This is a genomic window from Desulfothermus naphthae, from assembly GCF_054657475.1.
Map to the genome: position 1 here is coordinate 520,448 of NZ_BAAHYQ010000001.1, position 24,046 is coordinate 544,493.

At 32.7% G+C, this 24,046-nt stretch carries 17 protein-coding genes, 2 tRNA genes, 3 pseudogenes and 1 riboswitch; of the genes and pseudogenes, 16 read left to right on the plus strand and 6 right to left on the minus strand.

Annotation, left to right across the window (positions count from 1 at the left end):
• Window positions 1–13 precede the first annotated feature (13 nt).
• Window positions 14–1,042, minus strand: a complete 1,029-nt coding sequence (locus ACYQ1E_RS02470) for a radical SAM protein (protein ID WP_459875099.1) — start codon at window positions 1,040–1,042, stop codon at window positions 14–16.
• A 688-nt stretch (window positions 1,043–1,730) separates the two neighbouring features.
• Between ACYQ1E_RS02470 and feoB the strand changes: the two genes are divergently transcribed.
• Window positions 1,731–3,905: a ferrous iron transport protein B gene (gene feoB, locus ACYQ1E_RS02475; protein WP_459875100.1), complete on the plus strand. Its 2,175-nt coding sequence runs from the start codon at window positions 1,731–1,733 to the stop codon at window positions 3,903–3,905.
• An 8-nt stretch (window positions 3,906–3,913) separates the two neighbouring features.
• Window positions 3,914–4,146: riboswitch (cobalamin riboswitch) on the plus strand.
• A gap of 252 nt (window positions 4,147–4,398) precedes the next feature.
• Window positions 4,399–5,769 carry a peptide-modifying radical SAM enzyme CbpB gene (cbpB, locus tag ACYQ1E_RS02480; RefSeq protein WP_459875101.1) on the plus strand — a complete coding sequence of 457 codons (1,371 nt, stop codon included), beginning with the start codon at window positions 4,399–4,401 and terminating at the stop codon, window positions 5,767–5,769.
• A gap of 105 nt (window positions 5,770–5,874) precedes the next feature.
• Here the strand turns inward: cbpB and ACYQ1E_RS02485 are convergent, their stop codons facing one another.
• Complete coding sequence (locus ACYQ1E_RS02485; protein ID WP_459875102.1) at window positions 5,875–7,422, minus strand: methyl-accepting chemotaxis protein; 1,548 nt, start codon at window positions 7,420–7,422, stop codon at window positions 5,875–5,877.
• Window positions 7,423–7,877: 455 nt separating this feature from the next.
• Between ACYQ1E_RS02485 and ACYQ1E_RS02490 the strand changes: the two genes are divergently transcribed.
• From ACYQ1E_RS02490 to ACYQ1E_RS02530, 9 genes are all read left to right on the plus strand, one after another.
• Window positions 7,878–8,174 carry a DUF1844 domain-containing protein gene (locus ACYQ1E_RS02490; RefSeq protein ID WP_459875103.1) on the plus strand — a complete coding sequence of 99 codons (297 nt, stop codon included), beginning with the start codon at window positions 7,878–7,880 and terminating at the stop codon, window positions 8,172–8,174.
• A gap of 33 nt (window positions 8,175–8,207) precedes the next feature.
• Window positions 8,208–9,257: an N-acetyl-gamma-glutamyl-phosphate reductase gene (gene argC / locus ACYQ1E_RS02495; protein ID WP_459875104.1), complete on the plus strand. Its 1,050-nt coding sequence runs from the start codon at window positions 8,208–8,210 to the stop codon at window positions 9,255–9,257.
• A gap of 15 nt (window positions 9,258–9,272) precedes the next feature.
• Window positions 9,273–10,517 (plus strand): EAL and HDOD domain-containing protein, encoded by a 1,245-nt coding sequence (locus ACYQ1E_RS02500; protein WP_459875105.1) that lies wholly within the window; start codon window positions 9,273–9,275, stop codon window positions 10,515–10,517.
• 38 nt (window positions 10,518–10,555) lie between these two features.
• Complete coding sequence (locus tag ACYQ1E_RS02505) at window positions 10,556–14,041, plus strand: hypothetical protein (RefSeq protein WP_459875106.1); 3,486 nt, start codon at window positions 10,556–10,558, stop codon at window positions 14,039–14,041.
• Between the two features lie 17 nt (window positions 14,042–14,058).
• A complete protein-coding gene (locus ACYQ1E_RS02510; protein WP_459875107.1) occupies window positions 14,059–14,979 on the plus strand; it encodes a PP-loop family protein in 921 nt (306 codons plus the stop codon).
• The gene (locus ACYQ1E_RS02515; protein ID WP_459875108.1) at window positions 14,976–15,452 is read left to right on the plus strand and encodes a DciA family protein; all 477 of its coding nucleotides are present in this window, start codon (window positions 14,976–14,978) and stop codon (window positions 15,450–15,452) included. The genes ACYQ1E_RS02510 and ACYQ1E_RS02515 overlap by 4 nt, the downstream gene beginning before the upstream one ends.
• The gene (locus ACYQ1E_RS02520) at window positions 15,445–15,792 is read left to right on the plus strand and encodes a hypothetical protein (RefSeq protein WP_459875109.1); all 348 of its coding nucleotides are present in this window, start codon (window positions 15,445–15,447) and stop codon (window positions 15,790–15,792) included. Before ACYQ1E_RS02515 ends, ACYQ1E_RS02520 begins: the two co-directional genes overlap by 8 nt.
• Before the next feature lie 100 nt (window positions 15,793–15,892).
• A tRNA-Gln gene (locus ACYQ1E_RS02525) sits at window positions 15,893–15,963 on the plus strand.
• A gap of 9 nt (window positions 15,964–15,972) precedes the next feature.
• A tRNA-Glu gene (locus ACYQ1E_RS02530) sits at window positions 15,973–16,047 on the plus strand.
• A gap of 166 nt (window positions 16,048–16,213) precedes the next feature.
• Here the strand turns inward: ACYQ1E_RS02530 and ACYQ1E_RS02535 are convergent.
• From ACYQ1E_RS02535 to ACYQ1E_RS02545, 3 genes and pseudogenes are all read right to left on the minus strand, one after another.
• Window positions 16,214–17,922, minus strand: a pseudogene (locus ACYQ1E_RS02535) (IS1634 family transposase).
• Between the two features lie 179 nt (window positions 17,923–18,101).
• Window positions 18,102–18,440, minus strand: coding sequence for a DUF1016 N-terminal domain-containing protein (locus tag ACYQ1E_RS02540; RefSeq protein WP_459875110.1), 339 nt, complete (start codon window positions 18,438–18,440; stop codon window positions 18,102–18,104).
• Between the two features lie 23 nt (window positions 18,441–18,463).
• Window positions 18,464–18,802, minus strand: a pseudogene (locus ACYQ1E_RS02545) (DUF1156 domain-containing protein).
• Between the two features lie 267 nt (window positions 18,803–19,069).
• Between ACYQ1E_RS02545 and ACYQ1E_RS02550 the strand changes: the two are divergent.
• Window positions 19,070–19,234, plus strand: coding sequence for an Rpn family recombination-promoting nuclease/putative transposase (locus tag ACYQ1E_RS02550; protein ID WP_459875111.1), 165 nt, complete (start codon window positions 19,070–19,072; stop codon window positions 19,232–19,234).
• A 75-nt stretch (window positions 19,235–19,309) separates the two neighbouring features.
• On the plus strand, window positions 19,310–20,290 hold the full coding sequence (locus tag ACYQ1E_RS02555; RefSeq protein WP_459875112.1) for a glucokinase: 981 nt from the start codon (window positions 19,310–19,312) through the stop codon (window positions 20,288–20,290).
• Between the two features lie 8 nt (window positions 20,291–20,298).
• On the opposite strand, the pseudogene ACYQ1E_RS02560 reads toward ACYQ1E_RS02555, so the two are convergent.
• Window positions 20,299–20,448 (minus strand): annotated as a pseudogene (locus tag ACYQ1E_RS02560) (IS630 family transposase); the annotation flags it as partial.
• 143 nt (window positions 20,449–20,591) lie between these two features.
• Here ACYQ1E_RS02560 and ACYQ1E_RS02565 point away from each other — a divergent pair.
• From ACYQ1E_RS02565 to gatB, 3 genes are read left to right on the plus strand one after another with little or no spacing between them, the layout of a single operon-like run.
• Window positions 20,592–21,434 (plus strand): NAD(+)/NADH kinase, encoded by an 843-nt coding sequence (locus tag ACYQ1E_RS02565; RefSeq protein WP_459875113.1) that lies wholly within the window; start codon window positions 20,592–20,594, stop codon window positions 21,432–21,434.
• A gap of 5 nt (window positions 21,435–21,439) precedes the next feature.
• Entirely contained in the window at window positions 21,440–22,594 is a 1,155-nt protein-coding gene (gene mltA / locus ACYQ1E_RS02570) for a murein transglycosylase A (RefSeq protein ID WP_459875114.1), read from the plus strand.
• A gap of 17 nt (window positions 22,595–22,611) precedes the next feature.
• Window positions 22,612–24,045: an Asp-tRNA(Asn)/Glu-tRNA(Gln) amidotransferase subunit GatB gene (gatB, locus tag ACYQ1E_RS02575; protein ID WP_459875115.1), complete on the plus strand. Its 1,434-nt coding sequence runs from the start codon at window positions 22,612–22,614 to the stop codon at window positions 24,043–24,045.
• The last annotated feature ends 1 nt before the right edge of the window (window position 24,046 follow it).

Here is a 24,046-nt window from a genome sequence, read left to right on the forward strand (position 1 = left end):
AAGACCCCCCCAATTAATCTAATCTATAAATCTCTTTTTCATATTCAATTAAGTCTTCAGCTTTTAAAAAAAATTCTTCTTCTATTTGAAGTCCATTAAGAATTTTTTCTATAACTTCATTTTTTTGTTCAGGAAATTTATATCCCTCGTAACTCTGAGAAAGAAGAGGGATATATCCGAATCCCTGTATTTTAAAACTTGGATTTCTCATGTGGTCAAAACATAACTTACCAGAAAAATTCAATTCAGACACAAAAATTTCCAGTTCTTTAAGCAAGAGATGCGGAGACAAAATCTTAAATTTACCTTTTTTCCAATCTTCATACATAGGGGTTCCAATACGAGGGACAAAAGGCCTAGATCTTATAAAATGCGGATTAATTTTACTAAGTACATTAGCACTATTTTTTGCGTGTTGCAAACTCTTCTCTTCTCCCCCAAGGCCAGGCATAATATATTCAGACAGTTCATAACCTGCCTTTATAGCCTTTATCCCAGCTTCTATGTGATCTTTAGAAGTAGCCCCTTTTTTAACCATCTTTAACACCTCATCGTCTCCAGATTCAAGACCAATATGTAATCTTGTTAGGCCAGCATCATGTATTTCTTTTAGTTCTTTTGCTGATTTTTTTTGAACACTTCTACTCCTAGCATATGTTGTGATTCTTTTTATATCGGGAAAGGTCTTTTTTAAATATTTTAAGGCTTCTACTAAATCTTTTGTTCTCATTATCATATTATCTGCGTCTTGAATAAAAACACTTTCTTTGTTGGAGTTTTCCCATTTATATATCATGATTAATTTGCTTATTTGCTCGGTATCCTCCAATAAATTTAAAACATAATTTAATACTCTTTTATTGAGCTTTCCTCCAAATCCCAGTTTAAAAGAAATACTCTTTAAACTATCACAAATAGTTTTAATATTATCTATATCCCCTTTTATTTCCTCTACTGGTCTATATTCAAATTTTTTTCTTCTATAAGGACTTCCAAAACAAAATCTACACAAATTCCACGGACAATTTCTCGTGAATCTCAAAAGTAAAGAATCGCTCCCTCCCTCAGAGGGGGGTCGAATTGGACCTACGTCAAAAGAAATGCTTTTTAATAGTTTGATCTCCTGGTCTATCATTATGATGCAAATTCCTTTTATTTAAAAAATTACTTAATTTAACGGAGTTACAAATTGTCCTGTAAAAAAAATTTAACATAGAACTAGATATTAAATCAAGTTTTTTCAATTTATCTTTAACATATGGAGTTTTAAAGTTTTTTTAATATTAAAGAATTTATTTTAAGAATTTTAATGAAACTTAAAGTTTTATTTAAGGAATAAAACAGCAAGTCTCAATGAGTTTGTGGAGTTAAGACTTATTGGGTGTACAAAAAAAATGACATTTATTTTTCCCAAAGTATGGGAAAGAGAACATTGATGATTGTTAAAGTTTAGGGGAAAATTATATTAATGAGTAAATAATTCCTTGTAATTATTACACAAAGAGGTTATATTAAAAGTAAAGGAATAAAAAAATTGTCTAAGCGGTTGTTTAGCATTTTTGAATCTAAAATAAAGATTAAAAACATTTAAATTGATTTAATTTGGTCCTCACCGAGATTTATCATAAGCTAATTATTTCTATTGACTATACATAAAGCTCAAGATTATCTCTTAGTTTCACCCCTATTTTTAGCTCTTGTTAAAAATATTTATTCTTGGGAGGGTATATATGAAGGAATTTACAATTGCCCTTGCTGGTAACCCAAATTCTGGAAAGACTACACTTTTTAATCTCTTAACTGGTGCAAGACAACATGTTGGGAATTATCCTGGTATTACAGTTGAGAAAAGGGAAGGGTATATAAAATCCGGGAATGTGAAATTAAGGATTATAGATTTACCTGGGACATACTCTCTTACTGCATATTCTCAAGAAGAGCTAGTTGCTAGAAATTTTATTGTGAATGAAAAACCATCTTTGGTGGTAGATGTTATTGACGCTACGAATTTAGAAAGACACATGTATTTGGCCGTACAATTTATGGAGCTTGGGGCACCATTACTTTTGGTCTTGAATATGATGGATGAGGTAGGGAAAAAGGGGATGGAAATAGATATTGATAAATTGTCTTCCCTTTTACAGTGTCCTGTGGTGCCAATGGTGGCAAAAAAGGGTATAGGTAAGGATAAGTTAATAGAAAGGATGATTGATTGTTCAATCCAGAAAAGGGATTGGACGCCCCTTACTATTTCTTATGGGCCAGACTTGGATCCTGTAATTGAAGAAATTTCAACCATTGTAGAAGAAAACAAATTTTTAACTGAAAAATATCCTTCCAGGTGGATAGCTATAAAGTATTTAGAAGAAGATGAAGATATAGTATCTCAAGGTGATGCCCTGGATTTAGATGTGTCCAATAGATTAAAGTCACTTGTTGAAAAAGTATCAACTCATTGTGAAAAAACCTTAAATACTGTTCCAGAGGCAATAGTTGCTGACTATAGATATGGTTATATTCACTCTTTATTAAAAGGAGTAATAAAATACCGTTTTGATCCTGATAGATTGGATATTTCAGATAAAATAGACAGGATTTTAACTAACAAATTTATTGGTCCACTTGTTATGTTTATTGTTTTATATTTAATGTTTAAGATGACCTTTTTGTTTGGTGAATATCCACTTGCTTTGATTCAAGATTTTTTTGGATTTTTATCTACCATGGCCTCTAACTATTTACCACCTGGATTTTTAAAATCTCTGGTAATTTCAGGAATTATAGATGGAGTAGGAGGGGTCATGAGTTTTGTCCCCTTAATTATGATCATGTTTTTTATCCTGGCATTTTTAGAGGACAGTGGTTATATGGCCAGGATGGCCTATATGCTGGATAGGGTTTTAAGAATTTTTGGCCTCCATGGATATTCAGTTATGCCTTTTATAATCTCTGGTGGTATCCCAGGTGGATGTGCAGTTCCAGGTATTATGGCCACAAGGACATTGAGAGGCCCAAAAGAAAAAATAGCCACTATCTTAACAGCGCCTTTTTTTTCCTGTGGAGCAAAGGTGCCAGTCTTCTTATTACTGGCAGGAGCATTTTTCCCAAAAACTGGTGATAAGCTCATGTTTTTTTTGACTATTTTTTCCTGGTTGTGGGCGCTTCTTATAGCAAAATTATTTAGAATCACTGTAATACGTGGAGAATCCACTCCATTTGTTATGGAGCTACCACCTTATAGGTTACCAACCTTGAAGGGGCTTGTTATTCATACATGGGAGAGGGTATGGCAGTATTTAAGAAAGGCTGGGACAGTTATTTTGTTGATTTCCATAATTATATGGGCAGGTATGAGCTTTCCAACCCCTCCAAAAAATTTAATTATCCCCTTAGACAAAAAAATAACTTCTTTAAAACTCAAGCTATCAAAGACCAAGCATGATAAAATTGAGGCAAAACAAATTCAGGAGAAGATTCAAAGGTTAATTGCTGAGAAAAAAAAGATAGCACTTACACATTCATTTGCTGGACGGTTAGGATTATTCGTAGAGGACATCACAAAGATTGCTGGGTTTGATTGGAAGAGTAATATAGCACTAATAGGTGGAATAGCTGCAAAAGAAGTAATAGTGTCCACCTTGGGAACTGCATATTCTTTAGGAGAAGTGGATGTGGAGAATTCAACATCCTTGTCTGAAAGAATAGCTAATGATCCAGATTGGAACAACATAAAAGCCTTAAGTTTTATGATATTTGTACTAATTTATGCCCCATGTTTTGTGTCAGTTGTTACAATTGCCCAGGAATCCAATTGGAAATGGGCAATTTTTAGTGTATTTTTTAATACATTTACTGCATTTTTTATCTCTGTGCTAATTTATCAATTAGGAATTAGATTATTTTAAGGTTGACTTTTTAGTAAATTTCTATTAATATAATTAAGTGTTAAGGAGTTATATCTCCTAACATCTCGGAACACGGTGAAAATCCGTGGCGGTCCCGCCGCTGTGATCGGGGAGGTTGTTCCACCTAGTGACCAGATAATATATCTGGTCAGGTCACTCTCAAGGTCCACCTTGGGGGGAAGGCCGTGGGACAAACTGATGATCCGAGAGCCAGAAGACCTGTTAGGAGATGGAAAATGCGGAGTCCTGATGGTAAAGGGACCCGGGAAAACGTTATTTTTAGTTTTCCTGGGTTCCTTTTTTATTTTAAGGTTCCGTAACCTATGGGTTTTTGGTTAGTGGTCCACAGCAAAAATAATAAAAAAGGGAGGTATGAGTTATGAAAAAAAATGTAATATCTTATCGTCGCAGGTGCAAAAAAATAGGTAAAAATACAGGTCTTTCCCATTACATCCTTTTGACCCCTAAGGCCAAGAAATAGGTAAAATATAACATGAATAAAACAACATATGTAAATACCGGTTATGGTCCCAGGTTTTCTGTATTGGAAATTGGATTAGATGATAAAGTGGCAGTTGTTGAAGGTGATAGCGGGTTTTGGGCAATAGTGGATGCACCAGAGCTTCCATCTGTTCTTAATGGAAAACTCACAGAGGATTTCCTCGAAAAAGAGAAAGAGTTTAAGGAGGAAATGGAACTCCTCAGATTTAAGCTGCCTCCCTCTGCTGTTTATTTTAATCCCACTGATAGATGTAATTTTGATTGCACTTATTGTTATCTTCCAAGGGAAAGAAGGAAAAATGGAATTTCCATGAGTGCTGAAGAGGTTTGTTCCAATCTTGAAAAGCTGCTTTTATTTTTTAGAGAGATACTTGGTGATGAGGCAAAGCCACAGGTGATATTCCATGGTGCTGAACCAATGATGGTAAAAGATGCTGTTTTTGAGGGAATATCCAGATATAAAGATGACTTTCTCTTTGGTATCCAGACCAATGGTACCCTTCTCACAGACGAGGACCTGGAATTTATAAAGAAAAATCAGGTGGGTCTTGGTATATCCTTGGATGCTCCTGTGGAGGAAATTGCTGATACCACCAGAAAGAGCTGGTCTGGAAAAGGCGGTTTTAAAAAAGTAGTTGAAGTCATAGAAAAACTCTCAGATTATCCAGCATATAATGTGATTACTACAGTGACAAAATATAACGTGTCTGTTTTAAAAGACCTTATAAAGTTCTACTATGATCTAAAAGTTCCTGTTATAATGCTAAATCCTGTGCGTTGCACTCAACAAGGAGGAAGACTCTCTAAGCCAGATGACATGGTGTTTTTAAAAGAGATTATAGAAGCATTAGATTTAACCTATGAGCTATATGGGTCCCATGGAAGAAAACTTGTAGTGGCCAACTTTGCCAACATCATGGCAGGGATCCTGGGACCAACCGGTAGAAGGCTTATGTGCGATATATCTCCATGTGGTGGTGGGAGGTGCTTTTTTGCCTTGGCTGCCAATGGGGATATCTTCCCTTGCAGTGAGTTTATAGGCATCCCAGAATTTAAGGCAGGAAATATTAATGAAGAACCATTGTCTGAAATAATGAAAAAAGATCAAATCAAGATGGTGACTAGTAGAATGGTTGAAAATATAGACCCCTGTAAATCTTGTGCTGTTAGACATTTTTGCGGTGCTCCATGTCCAGCTGAGGTGTACATGCTAAATGGGGACCTCAATACAGTTGCGCCATTTTGCAATTTCTATGAAGGATTAATTAGATATGCCTTTAAAGTTATAGCTGAGGGAAAAGAAAACAGTTATATGTGGGATGGCTGGGAAGAAGAAACTGAATGTACTTATAACTTTGCTTAAAAAAATATGCTGTGGACCACTAACTAACGACTCATAGATATTATAAAAACAAGAAATAAAAAAAGCCATGGTCTTGTTCATTGGTGACCATGGCTTTTTAAGTTTTTATTGATTTTCAATTTCGAGATTGGCAATCATTTGATTTAATTGTTGAATCATCGTGGTGAGTTGTTCAGTAGATATTGAAGTTCTTTCCATGATCTCTTTTGTCTCCTGAGAAATCTTGTTTACTTCTTCTGTTGATTTGGTGATCTCTTCAGAAGCTGCTGATTGCTGCTCTGCAGCAGTTGCAATGGAACGGATCTGATCCATGGAGTCTCTTGAGAGTTTGACCATTTCATCTAAAAGTTTTTTTGCCTCATGACTTAACTCCATATTTTGTTCAATGGCCTCCGCTACCTCCCTTGTGCTCATCATGTTTGTTCTGGCACTATTTTGAATTGTATGGATATATTCTTCTACATTTTTGGTAGCAGCCATGGTCTTTTCAGCCAATTTTCTCACCTCATCTGCAACAACAGCAAAACCCTTTCCAGCTTCTCCTGCCCTTGCAGCCTCAATTGCAGCATTTAATGCAAGCAGGTTTGTTTGATCAGCGATGTCTGAGATAGTGTTGATGATTTCACCAATGCCTTCTGCCTGTTTTTCCATCTCCTCCATATGGATTTGGAGGGCCTTGGACTTTTTCTGGACCTCAGTTAAAAGGGAAATGGCTTTGTCCAGGGCATTTGTTCCCTCCTGTGCCTTTTGAGCAGTATTTTCAGCAGCTTCAGCTGCCTGAGCTGCATTTTTTGAAACTTCTAAAACAGTAGAATTCATCTCATCCATTGCAGTTGCTACTTCTTCAGTTCTTCCTCGTAACTCTTCCATGGAAGCATTCACTGCATTTATTTGAGAACTGAGATCCTCACTTGTTGCACTTAATTGTTCAGATAATTCTTTTGCATGTATAGCAGTTTTTTTAAGTATTTCAGCCTGGTGTAAAGTTCTTTTCTGTTCTGTTTTTAGGTCACTTAAATTTAAAAAAACTGCAAAGGAACCTATTAAATTGCCCTGAGGGTCATAAAGTGGCGCAGCATTAATGTCTCCATAGATTTCTCCTCCTTTTCTTCCTCTTACCTCTCTTCTTACTCCAGTTATTTTTTTCTCTTCTTTATAAGCCTTTCCTGTAACAGTAGGACGGTTGGGCTCTCCATAAAAGAATTCTGATACATCCCATCCTACATAGTCTTCAGGCTTTCCATCAAGTTCTACCATATCAATGATTTCCTGATTTACATAAATTACTCTATTATCTGCATCAGCAATAAGTAGAGGAATGGGCATATTATCAATCACACCCTCTTTATAGATAAATCTGTCATAAAGGGTTTTTAGATAAATTGATATTTCTTCACCTATTTTTCTAAGCCCAGGATCTTTTATATGGAAAAAATTTAATTCAAAGGAATTATTTATCATACTGTCTCTAATTGCGTCTATTAATGTGTCTATAGAACGTGAAGATCTGTAAATAAGTATTTGAGAACTAATAATCGCAATTAGAAAAATTCCTCCTTCAACAAATAGGTTATTTAAAAAAATTCTGGACATTAAAAATATCCAAAAACATATCACAAGGATAAGTAATATTTGATTAGATAGTTTTTTCATAATACACCCCCCCTGTTATAAGTAATTAAGAGATTAACTTAAAAGATGTTAAACATGGTTAATATTTCATGTCAAGCAGTATGACAATCAATTTAACGGTAATGATTTCCAAAATTAAGGAAAAATTATAGTATTCTCCAAAATTTGGGGTAATAAAGTTTAATGAGAGAGAAATATTTGAAGAGGTAAATAATAGATCAAGGCGTAAGCAAGAAGGCAATAAAATTAAAGTTTATTTATCCATTTAATAGTTGAAGTAGAGTTTGGGGAAAGCAAAACCAATGGGATACTCAAGTGTTAAAGGAAAGGGTCTGAAAAGGCGAACACAATGTAAATTTATGAGGATAACTATCATTTTTACTTCTACAATTTCAATTTGCAAAAAAAGTAAATATTTGCTAATTATTTTAGGCAAAGGGTATAAAAAATTTCAAAAATAGTGTGGGGGAGTGGTTATGTCAGAGGAAAGAATGGAACAAGTTAAGTCAGAATATATTAAAAAAGGTCCAATGCCCAAGGTTGACTTTATCACCTTTATTATGTCCCTTAGCTCATCAGCTTTAGCCCATTTGGGAGAAGTTCCGGATCCTGTTACAGGAAAAAAAGAAGTAGATTTAGAGCTGGCCAGACATACAATAGACGTTTTATCTATGTTAGAAGAAAAGACCAGGGGAAATTTGACCAGAGAAGAAGGGGAATTCATTAAGAATATTTTGTTTGAACTTAAAATGAAGTATGTTCAACGTGCATAAATGCATAAATAAGATATTTGGGAGATTATACCTATGACTATTTTTGTTGGAATAATAGGAGCACTGGGATATACGGGCACAGAGCTTATTAGAATTATTTCTAATCATCCAGAATTTGAACTTAAATTTGCCACCTCCAGGCGTGAATGTGGTAAAAAATTGAGGGATATCTTTGGCCATCTTATGGATACGAGGGAAGGAGAGATTGAAATAAGCCATCCAGATAAATGTAGAGATATTGATGTGGATCTGGTTTTCTTAGCGGTTCCCCACAAAACGGCCATGGACTTTGCACCTATTTTTTTAGATAAAGGCATTAAAGTCGTTGATCTTAGTGCAGACTTTCGTTTTTCAGATCCAAATATCTATGAAGAGTGGTATCAAACTAAACACCTTCATAAAAATCTCTTAAATAAGGCAGTGTATGGTTTAATTGAAATCTATAGAGAGGAGATAAAAAATGCTCAATTGGTTGCAAATCCAGGGTGCTATCCAACTTCTATTATTTTAGGTCTATATCCAGCGCTAAAAAATGACTTAATCAATCCCTCGCCAATTTTAATTGATAGTAAATCTGGCACAAGTGGTGCTGGTAGATCTCCAAAATTGGGTGTTATTTTTAGTGAAGTGTATGATAATTTCAGGCCCTATAATGTGGCTGGGGGCCATAGACATACACCAGAAATTGAGGAGCAGCTAAGCAAGATCGCAAATACAAATATATATGTGTCATTTAATCCACATTTGCTGCCTATTCAAAGGGGAATAATCTCTACTATATATGTTACCCTGAAGAACAACATAAGTTTTGATAAATTATATAAAACATATTATGGATTTGCCTCGGAAAATAGATGGATAAGATTATATCCCAGAGACAGATTAGTAGAGACCAGGTTTGTAAGAGGTACCATGTATTGCGATATTTCCCTCTGTTTTGACAAAAAAACAAATACAACCATAATAATATCCTGCATTGATAATATTTGTAGAGGAGCATCAGGACAGGCTGTGGCAAATGCAAATCTTATGTTTGGCCTTCAGGAAGATACAGGGTTGGAAAATTTAGCTGTAATTCCTTAAATCGGATTGAAAATCATGAAAGATAAGAAAATCTCACAAGAAATCTTTATTGCCAGACAGCCTATTTTTGATAGAAAATTGCGTATTTACGGGTATGAACTTTTATATCGCGATGCAGTTATGGAATCTGCCAATGTAACAAATGGAGACGTGGCCACCTCTAAAGTCATCATAGAGGGATTTAGTCTTGCCCAGAAGGGTATAAATAAAAAAACATATTTTTTTATTAACTTTCCCTATAAATCCTTGACATCTGGTATTGCAGAAATATTACCTAAAGAGTCAATAGTAGTAGAAATATTAGAAGATGTGATAATTGATAGAAATGTTTTAAAGGCATGCATTGATTTAAAGAAAAAGGGATATGTTTTAGCATTGGATGATTTTATAGGTCATGTAACAAATAAGAAATTATTTAAACTAATTGATATAGTAAAAATAGATATTGTAGATATGGAAGTTGAAAGAATTAAAAAATTAATATTGCTAGTAAAGAATTTAAATCCTTTATTAAAAATTGTTGTAGAAAAAGTAGAAGATAGGAATACATTTAATATAACAAAAAAAATGGGTGCTGATTTATTTCAGGGTTATTTTTTTAAAAAACCTGAAATAGTAAAAAGTAAATCTATATCACCAACAACTATAAGTAAATTAAAACTGCTTGCTTTTTTCTCAAAAAAAAATAAAGATATAGATGAATTAGAAAATACAATAAAAACAGATCTTTCTTTAACTTATAAACTTCTTCAATACATAAATTCTCCTGCTATAGGACTTGCCACTAAAATCAGAAAAATAAGACATGCAATTAATTTACTTGGTTATAATAATGTTGTAAAATGGTGTAGGATATTTTTACTCGGCACAATAAATTCTTCTGAGAGAGGCATTGAAATTATTCGACAGTCTACAATTCGCGGGTACTTTTTAATGGGATTATTAGATTTTATAGAAACAGATCATACAGAAGATGAATTATTTATGCTTGGTTTATTCTCCCTTTTAGATGCTTTATTAGATCAGTCAATGGAAGATATTCTTGCTTTATTGCCCCTAGATGATTCTATTAAAGATACTTTGCTTGGTAAAAATACCCCACTTCTCCCTTATCTGAAACTTATAGAAAAGCAGGAAAAGGGTGATTGGAGGGGGCTCATGAATATATTAAAGGAACTCAAAATACCTTTAGATCTTGTAAGTTCTGTGTATGCCAATGCCTTGGCAGAGACAGATAACTTATTCAAAATTAATTTTTAATCAAACCCAATTAAAATAAATTTACAGGTTCAATTGTTATGGTTACAAAAAATAAAATATTGCAGTCTATTTTTTTCTCTTTTATTTCAATCATTATTTTTCTTCTATCTATCAACTTTACTCTAAAGATATTTTTGCCTCAGATAACATCAATAATTAATAAAACTGGCAAAAATTTTATTTCTTACCACAAGATAGATTTAAAACTCTTTCCCTATCCAGGGCTACGACTGACTAATTTAAAAATAAAAAAGGAAAAAGTAGTTGATCTTAAGTTCAAGACAATTGATGTATTTCTCAATTTTTTAGGTGTAACATCTCATGATTTTCTTGGGATAAAGGCTAATTCTGGCACTATTTTTGTCTATGGGCTGACTTTTCCCCAAAAAAAGCAAAATAAACCCTTTTCAATTCCAAAGGTGCCTGTGGAATTTATAGACCTATCAAATGTTAATATTAATATTCAGTTAAATGGGAAAGTTCTTACATTTCAGAAGACCTATACAACTATTTTTTTTAAAAATGAAGGTATCCTCATAGAATCTAAAGGAGCGTCAAATTTAACAAAAAGTTTTAATATAAAAGTAGGTATTTCTAGGTCCAAAAAAAAGATAAAAGCTAAGTTTAGTCAGCTTAATATAAATAAAATAATAAAAATATTACCTCAAAAGCATCGCCAATTTAAAGACATATCAGGATTAATTAACACCAACCTGGACATTGAGATAGGAGATCAACAAATAACAGCAAAGGTTGATATATTTTCCAAAGAACTTGTTATAGGGAAAAAGATTGAAGGTATAGACTTAAAATTTGTTGCATTAATAGATTCCAAAACACATTTAAATAAAGTTATTATTAAAAAATTTTATACCAATTATCCATATATAGAATTAACAGGACAGGGAGAAATATCTGCGAATAAAACAAATATTCAAATAACAGGGCATAAAATAGACATAACTGATGTAAGAAAAGTGTACAAAAAATTTCCTCTCAAAAATAATATTGTAAATACTGTTTTTTCAATTGTAAAAACCGGTGTGTTGTTTAATAGCTCATTTAGTTTATCCACTTTAGATCATAAAACCAAATGGAAACTAGAAGGGGAGTGTGCAGATACAGATGTTTTAATACCTGGTGTTGAACTTCCCTTACAAAAGATTACTGGGAAAATAAAAATCAAAAATAATGTCCTAATGTGTAGAGAGATAAAAGGATTTTATAGAAAATCAATTATACAAAATGGATATTTAGACCTTGGTTTAAATAAAAATCTGATTCCCTTTTTAATTAATGCTGAAGTTTACTTTGATTTAAAGGACTTACAACCTCTTTTAAAAAAACTTAAAGTATCTGATAAAATTATTCATGAAATAGAAAAAATAAATATAAAGTCAGGGAATTGTAATATATTTTTTACTTTAAATAAAAAATTAAAGGACTATGAGTGGAAAGTAATTGCCAAAAAAATTGAATTAAATGGAAGATTGCTTAATATGCCTCTAATATTTACCAGTGAATTTTTTTCTATCACAAAAGATAATCTTAATATAAAGAATGGAAATATTAATTTGAGAAGATCTAGACTCAAAAATATAAATTTAAAAGTAGATTTATCTTCTAAGAAATTAAATTTATCATTAAATAATTCAAAAATAAATATAAAAGAAATCAAAAATGTCTTTAAATATTTTTTTTATTTTAATGATAAATTTAATTTTAAAGGGAATCTATTTTTAACCATGGCTAAAATTGACTATAATTACAATTTAAACAAGTTAGAACATTATCTTTTTTTAGGAAAAATTCTTGATTTTAGAATAAAAGGCCTAAATCTAAAAAACAATCTCCCTGGAAAAATAAATGTTTCAATAGGAGGCGGTAAATTTTTTATATCTCCAGAAAATTTAAAATTCACATCCCTTACCATTAATACTCTAAGATCAAAAATTGAGTTAAATTCTCTAAAAATATTGGGTAATATTAAAAAACCTGTGTCAATAAAAGTAGTCTTTTCTGGGAATATGTCTAAAAAGATCCAAAAAATTTTAAAGACTCTTGTTCCTTATTTAAAACCAGTAAAAACAACTGATAGTTTTTATGTTAAAAAAATGAAATTCTCGATGTCTCAAAAGGCTATTGAAGTTGAGGGAGATGTTATATTAAACAATGTTTCTATTAATTTAAAATTAACAAAAAAACAGGAAAAATTGGCAACAGATGTAGATTTAAAATATAACAACACAAAATGTAATATTTTATTTAATAGACAAAATGAGATTTTTTATATTAGTTTTAAAGGAAGATTAACACACTATATATTAAATAGATTACTTGAAAAAAATCTTTATTTGAAAGATAAAATATATGGTGATTTTAATTTAAGTTTTTCCTTAAATCCCTTTTATATAATTAATTCAAGTGGATATTTAAATATAAATTCAATTGATATAGATCCTGATCTAAAATTATTAGTAATGCAATTAAGTACGAATTCTTCCAATAACACAATTATAATAAAAGATACTTTGATTGATTTATTTAATGACAAAATAAATTTGTTTGGAGATATACTTTTATTAAAGGACCATACTAACCTAGCTATTACGTTAACATCTACTGAATTACATCTTGATCCTTTAATTAAAAAATTTAAGCAAAAAAAGCATAACACTAAGTCTCAATTAAAATTAACAGGAAATATTAATTTTCAAATTAGAAATGTTTTTTATAAAAACCGGATTGTTAAAGATATTTATGGTAAAATAGTAATAAACAATGGTTTTAAAGAATTAAGAATATCTAGGTCTCTTTTCTGTGGTTTACCAATAAATCTCTTTTTTAAAAAGGATAAAGAAGAAAAAAAATTAGATATATGTATGGAGTCGTTGAATTTTCCCATCAAAGATACTTTAAATTGTCTATTATGTGAAAAAAAGAAGTTGATTACAGGAACATCAAAAATAAAGGTTTCTCTTCATTCCAATTTAAATAATAATTTTATTAAGACTCTTAATGGAGATTTTTTCTTTGAATCAAAGGAGGGTAGGATCTTTAAACTTACATTAATATCTCAGATCCTAAGTATTATAAATTCAACAGAGATATTTGTAGGCAAGGTTCCGGATTTAGAAAAAAAAGGGTTTAAATATAATGACTTACAGGCCAAAGGTATTGTCAAAAATGGTTGTTTAATTTTTAAAAACTCTTATTTAAATGCGACAAATATGGAGCTTGCCTTTCATGGAAAGATTGACCTAATTACCAAAAAGGTAAATTTAATTATACTATTTGCCCCTTTAAAGACAATAGATAGAATTGTAAAAAAAATTCCTATATTACGGCATATAACCGGGGGAAATTTAGTTGTAGTCCCTTTTCAAGCTAAGGGAACTATAGATAAACCAATAATAATTCCCTTATCTCCAAAGGCTGTTGGTACTGAAGCTATTAATATATTAAAAAACACTCTAAAATTACCATTTACTTTGTTTCAACCAATCCTAGGCACAGGGAAATAACAAGATAAGGAGAGTTGATGGAAAAAGATTTTTTTGAACCTTTACCTAAAAATGCAAAGTGTACACGCTGTAAAAAACAGGCGATTATAAGACTTCCTTCACATAATGCAAAATTTTGTAGAGACTGTTTTATTCATTTTTTTGAAACTGCTGTAAAAAGGGCCATGAAAAAAATAGGGGTTTCTAAAAATACTCCCATTATGGTTGCTGTTTCTGGAGGAAAGGACTCTTTGGTCCTTTGGGAAATCTTAAATCGACTGGGATATAAAACAAAGGGTGTTCACATATATCTTGGAATAGGTGAATTTTCAGAAAAATCCCTTGATGCTATTAAAAATTTCGCTGACCAGAGAAATCTTGAGTGGGTCAAATATGACTTGAGAGATTTTATAGGTCATAGTATGGTTGATATCCACAAAAAAATCAAAAGAAAAACCTGCTCCTTTTGTGGAAAATTAAAAAGACAACTTCTAGACATGGCCACTATAACTGAAGGGTTTGGTGTGATTGCTACAGGTCACAATTTAGACGATGAAGCTGGCCGTCTTCTTGGAAATTTACTTGGAAAACGTCTTCATTATGTAAATAAGATGTATCCATATTTACCTTCTCCACATCCTAAAATCCCTGCAAAGATAAAGCCTTTATATAGACTGGATATAAAAGAAATCCTGATTTATGCAGAATTAAATTCAATAAAGCCTCTGGATATTGACTGTCCTTTGTCTAAAGGTGCAACTTCCAGGAAATTTAAAATGGCACTTGATCTTTTAGAGAAGGAGATGCCAGGTATAAAGAGAAATTTTTTATTTAGTTATATTGACAGCAACAAGCCAATAAGTACATTTGATAAGTATAATGAATGCAAGATTTGCGGATATCCCACTTACCTTGAACTCTGTAATCTATGTAATATAAAAGAACTGCTTCAATCATGAAACACCCATCTAATATTATTGAGGAAATAATAAATAAAAAAGGTGGCAGGGAAAAATTTGCATTAATTCGTCTTTGGAAAAATTGGGAAGAGGTTTTGGGAAAAAACTTATCACAACTTGCACGGCCTATAGGTACAAAAGGAAAGACAGTGATAATAGGAGTGGAAGATAGCATCCTGATGCAAGAATTATCTTTTTATTCTCCAGAAATTTTAAAAAGAATTAATCAATTTTTAGGAAAGGAATTATTTGACAAAATTATATATAAATTGTTAGAAGACAAAACTTGCCTTGTTGACATTGTTTTAAAAAAAGAGACCAAAAAAAGAAGAAGTAAAATTCTCATTCCAGAAAATGTTGGTCATTTAAAGGAAACTATTCCTCAAGAAAGTCCAGTATATAAGGCCTATATAAAATACTTAGAGTGTATTGAGAAAATAAAAAAACAACAGGAGGAGTATTATAATGAGTGAGGAAATTAGCCTGGAGTCCTTGCAATTAAAAAAACCTTTAGAAAAAATGACTGCAAAGGAATTAAGACAGCTTGCAATCGAAAAGATACCCCAAATTGTTGGGGCATCTGGTATGCAAAAACAGGAACTTTTGGCAAAAATCAAAGAAGTTCTTGGGATTGAAGAAGAAGGGACTGTTTCACCTTATAAGGAACAGATTTCAGAGATTAAAAGAGAAATAAAAAGGCTCAGGCAAGCGAAATTACAAATACCAAGGAAAAATAGAAAAGAAAGAGACAAGATAAGAAGACAAATTAAGAAACTTAGAAGAAAGACTAGAATTTTAGCCAGTGCTCGTTAAAAAATTGTTAAAAAAGAGTATTTGACAAAAAATGGTGAATATCTTTAAAAAATGCTTGACAAAAGAAAGAGATAGATATAATTAAGAATATCCTTTTCAGTGGGGGATCGTCTAGTGGCAGGACGCTGGGTTCTGGCCCCAGTAGCCGGGGTTCGAATCCCTGTCCCCCAGTTTTAGAATGTCCCCATCGTCTAGCCCGGTCTAGGACACCGGCCTTTCACGCCGGCGACAGGGGTTCAAATCCCCTTGGGGACGTTAAATAATTTCAATTACTTATGTGATTCCAACCCTCTCCAAAATAGCCCTAGGTTGGAAAAAAGGTTGGAAACTTTTTAAAGGGTCTCTATCAATCGAGACCCTTTATCAGGACTTTCCCCTTTTTTAGGTCAAAACACAATAAAGAAACAGTAATATCAAGATGTTATCTGGATATTTTTTGTAAGACCCCACCTTTTATTTTGTAGCCAAATACAGAAAGTATTTCAGCCTGGAGAGGAGTTGGTTCCTCTATTATCCTTATAGGCTTACTTTTTCCTGAATGCCAACAAAGGCAACTATGTAAGGATCTCATTGATTCCATTATTTTATCAATACTGACCATAATCCCTGCTTTTTTTATCCATAAACTTAATAACTGAAGATAAGTTAAGGCTATTATACAACATAATATGTGACAACGAATTTTACTGTCTGTCCAATGGTATATGGGACGCATATTCCCAAACTCTTTAGCCTTACTTTGCCTAAAGGCCTTCTCTACCTGGTAGCGGTCAAGATACGCCTTTACTATCTCTTCTGTGGACCAATCATGATGGTCAGTAATTATAATATTTTTACCAAATCTGGATATATATTTGCTTATCTGATGGTTATTTTTTCTAAATCTCATTTTTAGCTGATTATTCTCAACAAAAAAATCTAAATCATAAAGATTTTTAGGCAAATACAAGGACTCACATATATCTTTATAACGCTTTTTTATTTGGTTAGAGTCCCTGAAGTTCCTTTTATTCTCTCTTACTTTAGTCCGTATTTCAAAAAGATGATTTTGAAGGCGCTTCAATTTTTTTTCAAAATTATAGCGCTGCTTAGAAGCTGTTATGGGGTTATATGTGACTATTACTGTACGATCCCTACCCCAAAACTCTCCTCTAGTCCTGTAGGCCAATATCTGGTCCTCTTCTAATAATCTTTTGTTTTTAGAAAAGGATAAAGGAGTAAAAAGACTAAGATCTTTTGAAATCAGATGCTCTGCAAAATGTGGAGAATAACTAGTAATAAAATGTATACCCGCTTTTTTATCAATTTGTGCAATATTAGCCTCAGAATTCATGCCTTTATCAAATACAATTGTTAATTCTTTGTCTGAAAAAGACAAACTATTAAGGGCAGAAAAAATATCTTTTAAAATTCTATTAAAAAGCCTTGAATCATGGCAGTTACCCTCATACTTCCTGTAAAAAAATGGTATCTCGCTCCCCCTAGAAACCAAAAGAGCCAGACCTATTTGACGAAGCCAATCTTTACCTTCTTTGTTTTTGCCTCTTACCGCTAATTCTGATGGAGTCTTACTGTCCATATACATGTAGTAATTAGTGGTATCAAAAAACAATCTGAATTAATGGGTTCAATTTCGTTTATTTTTTCAAAAAATAATTTAGATATTTTCTCTATATCTTCTTTAGTAACCCTATCCCACTTCTTCCAATAATTTCTCGAACTTAGGGCAGATATATCTAGAGGACGGATTAAGTGTATAGCTGTCTTTTTATACCACTTACAAAGTGCTTCTTTTGATTTAGAGTGAATCATTCTATTAAAAACAGCATACACAAAGTACTCTTCTATAGAAGGTCCTTTCCGCTTTTTATCTTGAGATATAACAAAATCAATAATTTCAACCAGCCTAACTTTACTTTCCACTAAATTAGCCAAAAACAAAGAACCAAATTCCTGGACCTGGATTTTGTCAATACCAGCTTTCTCTTTATTTAAAACCATGCTTAAGATTTTTTCTACAGACCCCAAATAAATTTGGTTTACCACCTTTGGCTTGCCATCCACCCTAGCCATTTCCCTAATGTAATAATAAGTTTTTCCTTTCTTTACCTTCATATGTAAATGTACCATGCCATCTTCTTATCAAGAGGGTCTTACATTATCAACGATATGTTTTACTTTGCTATATTTTATAAAGAATAATTTAATTTTATATTTAAAATTAGTAGGGTCTTATAGAAAATTTGTCTATAACTAATTAAATTTATTGATTAATTAACAAAATTTTCTTTAAAAAAAGAAAGTCCTGTTTAAATCAAACAAAATAAAAATGCAGCAGCTTGCTGCACAAATTTTTTATCAGGATAAGCATCAACAAAGGCACGCATATATTTCAAATTTCGGGCAGAGAACCCTTTCATATCCGGGAACTCTTTGCGCAGATCATGAGCCAGCCTATCAATCACCTTTGCTCCCCAGCCTTCCTTTTTCTGACGCTGTAAAATCATCTGGCCAATTTCCCAGTAAAGCAAAATAAGTTCCCGATTGACTGATAAGGTTGCTTTAAGCCGCGCCTCTTGGACACGCCTTTTCAAACTAGCCAGAAATTCTGAATAACCTTCTGGCAGAACTGGCTTTTTAGATTTCAACTTACTTCCCCCTGAACAAAAATTTAGGAATTATACTTTAAATAATCAAGAAGAAAAACTTTCTGTTTCATTTGTTTACTTTCTGTTTTAAGAGTTAAACGTTCGCTAAGTAGTGCATTTATAAGTTTCCAATCTTCATATTTAAGCACTTCAGGAACATTTGTTTTCAAATACTTTTCCACTGCTTCTTTAAAATCTTCTGGACATCGTGGATCATCAGGGTCAAACACTAAAAAAGCAAAAACAACAGCACGACAAGCAGCAAGAGGCCTTCTGGCTCACCACAGATGTAATGTTGAAATATGTCCATGCCGAAGACTTTTATCCCGCACGCTTTCAGCCGATATTTCCCTGACAGGCAAAGCAACTTCAATAAGGCAGGGACACGTGTTGTTTATAGTGGTCTCCTTTTTGATAATTGGGTATTATTGTATTGCTAGTATCACATGCTAATAAAAAAGTTGGATTTTTTCTACATATTTTTTCAAATATACAAACACAGGAAATGAAAAGCGAAAAAGTGCCAAGCAAATAAAGTGAACAGTGATCAGAAAAATTTCCACATCAAGTAAGAGGAGCAAACAAAAGTCCCCTTGCCATCCTTTAAAAGGTGTTTTATCAAAAAATTTATGGAGAAAAAATACATCCAAAATCCACATGATGTGTTTGTTAAGGAAGTCTTTTCTCATAAAGAACAGGCTGAAGATCTCTTAAAAAATTATTTTCCCCAAGATATTTGTAGATTAATTGATTTTGATTCCCTTGCCCTTGTCAAAGATTCCTTTATGGATTGAAGACAAAATAATGGGATCAGATCATTGTCCAATTGGTCTTGAAATAGAATAAAAAATGTTGTTGTATACACTTAGATGAATAAAAGATATATCTTATCAGCAGATATTGGTGGAACCCACAGCAGATTTGGGTTATTTGAATTTCAAGGTAATGATGATTTAATCATACTAGATAAAATATGGCTTGACACAAAAAAAGCAAATTCTTTTGAAGAATTAATATTACAATTAAAAAACACAGCTTTTAAAAAAGCATTGGATATATGTGACATCACAGTTATTGCAGTAGCAGGCCCAGTAATTGATAACTTATTTTCATCACCACCTAATATTAAATGGGACATAGATTTAAAAACAGTAGTGAGTAAAGGGATATTAAAAAATTCATATCTTATAAATGACTTTGTTGCCCAGGCATATTCAATTTTAACTCCTGCTGGAAGGGATGCAACAAAACTATGTGGTCCAAATCCTAAAGATACCACTATTATAAGCATAATTGGAGCTGGAACAGGACTTGGGAAAGCAATGCTTATACAAAAAGATTCCCATGTTTTTGCATTGCCATCTGAAGGGGGACACTCCTATTTTCCATGTATTACCAGGAAAGAATATGAATTTTTGGAGTTTTGCAGAAAAAAAACAGGTCTTTTGCAAATAACAGAAGATATTGTGGTATCAGGTAGGGGAATTGAATTAATACACTATTTTTTAACAAATGAGTATTTGTCATCAGAGGAAATAACTAAAAATTTCAAAAAATATGATAAAACCCTTGCATGGATAGCCCGATTTTATGGTAGGGTTTGCAGGGATTTTGCTTTAAATACCTTGTGTTTTGGAGGGCTCTATATCTCTGGTGGGCTTACGGCTAGAAATTCAGAGATAATCTATCAGCCTTGTTTTATTGAAGAATTTTTCGCATCTGAAAAAATGAACCATATTCTCAAACAAATCCCCATCTATCACATCAAAAATCAAGATATAGGGCTTTGGGGCGCTGCTTTTTATGGGATGCAAAAACTACCCATTTACCCGTTTCTTAATACATCATAAACGAGTACCTAATTGCATAAATTAGAGATATTGTTTTTGATTTGACTGCCATTGACGTCTCTTTTTCTCCAAACAAATGGATAGGCGTCATTTTTATTATATGCTTTTATATAAGCTTCAATTGCTTTACCTAATTCTTCGCAACTGGAAAAGCTGGAATAAGGAATTTGTCAAGAAGAAACAGTATCAATCTTAGTATTTTTAGCATAAAAATAATAATATCAGTGAGTTATTCTCAAAAAAATGCACACCCATTAAAAGTCTTGAATATCCCCTGTTTTTGGACTAATAAAAAATATTTATGGCAAATGAACTAAAAAAAATACTGGTGGTCACTAAACAAAACCATGCAAATGCTAATTACCTTGCAAAGGACATAAGCAAGTGGTTAGAAGCAAACCACTTTAACGTCCATGTAATAACTACTTCTAATTTGATCTCAAATTTAGCAAACCAGGAAAATTGGGATTTGGTGATTGTTTTAGGAGGAGACGGGACATTACTTTTTGTTGCAAGGTCCCTTTTGACAAAAAAAATTCCCTTTTTGGGAATAAATTTTGGAAAAGTAGGATTTTTGGCAGAAATATCCCCACATGAGTGGAAAAAGGTTTTATCCGAAATTTTGATCCACCGAAAATTTTTGAGTTCAAAGAGGATAGCTTTAAAATATGAAGTAATAAGGGATGATGAAATTTTTATTTCAGGATGTTCCATAAATGATGTGGTTATTTCACGAGAGGGCCTGGCAAGGCTTTTAGAACTTAAATTGAAATTTTCAGATTATAAAGGGAATTTTAAGTTTCGAGCAGATGGCGTCATAATATCCACACCTAATGGATCTACGGGGTACTGCGCAGCTGCTGGTGGAAGTTTGATATTTCCAGAATTAAATGTCCTGGAAATTTGTCCTGTATGCCCATTTCTGACCAGATTAAAACCCCTTGTAGTACCTGATAAAGAGGTCATCTCTATTGAAATAGGAGGTACACAAAAAGGTGTGTCCCTTACAATTGACGGCCAAGAAGGCTGTTTCCTTTCCCCAAAAGATATAGTAAAAATATCCAGACATGAGTATGAAATAGAATTTTTATTACCTCAAAATAGTTCTTACATTAAGAAGTTAATATCCAAAGGCTATATTTGAAGGTTATGAAAAAGGTAGGTGTGATATTTATTTTTTGTCTTTTGGGCCTGATTGGATGTCATCCAAAAGTTCCTGAAAAGAAAATTTGTTATAAAAAGGTCTCTGAATTTGAAAAAAGAAAGATAGTGAGAGACCTTGATTTAAAAAAACAGGGGCTATGTTCCTGGGAAAGTTTACAATCTCCCCTCAAAAAAACACTTAAGTATCTCCAGAAAAGAAAATTTAACAAAATATATTTGTCAGATATTACAATATCAAAGGAAAAACTCATTCAAAGTGTTGAACATTTGCTAGATGTCTTACCTCTCTTAGACAAAGACCCTTATATACTTGTACGGGATTTTGATTTTTATGAGCTTAATCCCAGGACATTTTTTACTGGATATTTTGAGATGGATATTGAAGCATCTTTAAAAAAAGATGAAATTTACAAATATCCTATTTATAGTGTGCCCTGTGATTTAAAAAAAGCCGATCTTGGCAAATTTCACCCCAGATGGAAAGGGCAAACTTTAATTTATAGACTAAAAAAAGATTCAATTGCCCCATATTATACAAGAGAAGAGATTGACCGAGACGGAGCAATTCTAGATAAGGCTAAAGTTATTGCCTGGGCAAAAAGTCCTGTTGATGTATTTTTTTTACAAATTCAAGGCTCAGGAAGATTGATTTTACCAGAGGGAACATTTAAATATATTGGCTATGCAGGAAAAAATGGAAGACAATATGTATCTTTAGGTAAATATATGATTGATAAGGGATTGATTAAACCTGAAAAGGCAACTTTAGACGGCATAATTAATTATTTGAACTCACATCCAGAGCTTTTGCCCGATATCCTCTTTGTAAATCCAAGTTATGTGTTTTTCAGAGTATTAAAAGACGGACCAGTAGGAGCCATTGGAGTGAAGTTGACTCCAATGGTATCCCTGGCAACAGATCCAAAAATAATTCCTCTGGGTGCAATAGGGATTTATCAAGTTGCTTTGCCTAATAAAGAAAATAAAAAGCAGTTTAAGGGAATTTTTATGGCACAGGATGTTGGAGGGGCAATAACAAATAATCATGTTGATCTTTTTTTTGGTTTTGGGGAAAATGCCAGAAAAATGGCAGGTTCTATGTCTCAATATGGAAAGATTTATTTGCTTATTAAAAAATAGATAATTCAGGAGGAATTATGTCACAATATGAAGCGGTTATTGGACTTGAGGTGCATGCTCAGTTAAAGACCAAATCCAAGCTATTTTGCAGTTGTCCAACCACTTTTGGCGAACCACCTAACCAAAATACATGTCCTGTGTGCGCTGCTATGCCAGGTGCTTTGCCTGTTGTTAATAAAAAAGCCGTTGAATACGCAACAAAAATGGCTCTGGCTGTAAATTGCAAAATAAATAAAAACTCTGTCTTTGCCAGAAAAAATTATTTTTATCCAGACCTCCCAAAAGGATATCAAATATCCCAGTATGAAGAACCCCTTGCAGTTGATGGATATGTGGATATTAGAAGGAATAACGGGACAAAAAGAGTTCGCATAGTGAGAATACATATGGAAGATGATGCAGGAAAATCCATACACATTCCTGGTGAAAATAAAACTTTGATTGACTTAAATAGAACAGGCGTTCCATTAATAGAAATAGTATCAGCTCCAGATATAAACAGCCCTGAAGAAGCGGTTTTGTATTTAAAGGAACTTCGCTCTATTTTAGTCTATTTAGATATATGTGATGGCAATATGCAGGAAGGTAGTTTTAGGTGTGATGCCAATGTCTCTATTAGACCCAAAGGTGAAAAGAGCCTGGGCACAAGGACTGAACTAAAAAACATGAATTCATTTAGACATGTTCAAAAGGCCCTGGAATATGAAATAAGACGTCAGATAGACCTTGTAGAAGACGGTGAAAAGGTGATTCAAGAAACAAGGCTCTATGATGAGTCAAAGGGTATTACAAGGCCTATGCGCGGTAAGGAAGAAGCCCATGACTATAGATATTTCCCAGACCCAGACCTTGTGACTGTTATGATTTCTGACAAAGATATAAATGAGTGGAAAAAGGAAATACCAGAGCTGCCTTCAGAAAAATTGGACAGATTTGTTGAAGAATATGGATTATCCAAAATAGAGGCAGACCTTATAGTATCTGATAAATACCTTGCAGATTATTTTGAACAAGTAGTTAAATTATATAAAAATCCTAAAGAAGTTTATAACTGGTTCCAGACAGACCTTTTACGAGAACTCAATGAAAAAAAATTGAGTCCAAAAGACATTCCCTTATCCTCAGTGAATTTTGCAACACTCTTAAACCTGGTTAGGGACGGAAAAATAAGTCTTAAAATAGCAAAAGATATATTCCCTGATATCTTTGTAAAAAATTTAAATCCAGGAAAATATGTGGAAGAAAAAGGGCTTATCCAGATATCTGACGACTCTGAACTGGAAAAAATAGTGGATCAAGTACTTTCAGAAAATCCAAAGGAAGTGGAGGCTTATAAAAAAGGAAAAAAGAAACTTATGAGCTTTTTTATGGGACAGGTTATGAAAAAAACCAGGGGTAAGGCCAATCCAAAGGTGGTATCAGAGTTATTTGCAAAAAAACTAAATAATTAAA

What these genes read in the sequence shown, in the direction of transcription:
- feoB (WP_459875100.1), top strand. Translation starts at nt 1,731, where the DNA reads ATGAAGGAATTTACAATTGCCCTTGCTGGTAACCCAAATTCTGGAAAG.
- cbpB (WP_459875101.1), top strand. Translation starts at nt 4,399, where the DNA reads ATGAATAAAACAACATATGTAAATACCGGTTATGGTCCCAGGTTTTCT.
- ACYQ1E_RS02485 (WP_459875102.1), bottom strand. Translation starts at nt 7,422, where the DNA reads ATGAAAAAACTATCTAATCAAATATTACTTATCCTTGTGATATGTTTT.
- ACYQ1E_RS02490 (WP_459875103.1), top strand. Translation starts at nt 7,878, where the DNA reads ATGTCAGAGGAAAGAATGGAACAAGTTAAGTCAGAATATATTAAAAAA.
- argC (WP_459875104.1), top strand. Translation starts at nt 8,208, where the DNA reads ATGACTATTTTTGTTGGAATAATAGGAGCACTGGGATATACGGGCACA.
- ACYQ1E_RS02500 (WP_459875105.1), top strand. Translation starts at nt 9,273, where the DNA reads ATGAAAGATAAGAAAATCTCACAAGAAATCTTTATTGCCAGACAGCCT.
- ACYQ1E_RS02505 (WP_459875106.1), top strand. Translation starts at nt 10,556, where the DNA reads ATGGTTACAAAAAATAAAATATTGCAGTCTATTTTTTTCTCTTTTATT.
- ACYQ1E_RS02510 (WP_459875107.1), top strand. Translation starts at nt 14,059, where the DNA reads ATGGAAAAAGATTTTTTTGAACCTTTACCTAAAAATGCAAAGTGTACA.
- ACYQ1E_RS02515 (WP_459875108.1), top strand. Translation starts at nt 14,976, where the DNA reads ATGAAACACCCATCTAATATTATTGAGGAAATAATAAATAAAAAAGGT.
- ACYQ1E_RS02520 (WP_459875109.1), top strand. Translation starts at nt 15,445, where the DNA reads ATGAGTGAGGAAATTAGCCTGGAGTCCTTGCAATTAAAAAAACCTTTA.
- ACYQ1E_RS02550 (WP_459875111.1), top strand. Translation starts at nt 19,070, where the DNA reads ATGGAGAAAAAATACATCCAAAATCCACATGATGTGTTTGTTAAGGAA.
- ACYQ1E_RS02555 (WP_459875112.1), top strand. Translation starts at nt 19,310, where the DNA reads ATGAATAAAAGATATATCTTATCAGCAGATATTGGTGGAACCCACAGC.
- ACYQ1E_RS02565 (WP_459875113.1), top strand. Translation starts at nt 20,592, where the DNA reads ATGGCAAATGAACTAAAAAAAATACTGGTGGTCACTAAACAAAACCAT.
- mltA (WP_459875114.1), top strand. Translation starts at nt 21,440, where the DNA reads ATGAAAAAGGTAGGTGTGATATTTATTTTTTGTCTTTTGGGCCTGATT.
- gatB (WP_459875115.1), top strand. Translation starts at nt 22,612, where the DNA reads ATGTCACAATATGAAGCGGTTATTGGACTTGAGGTGCATGCTCAGTTA.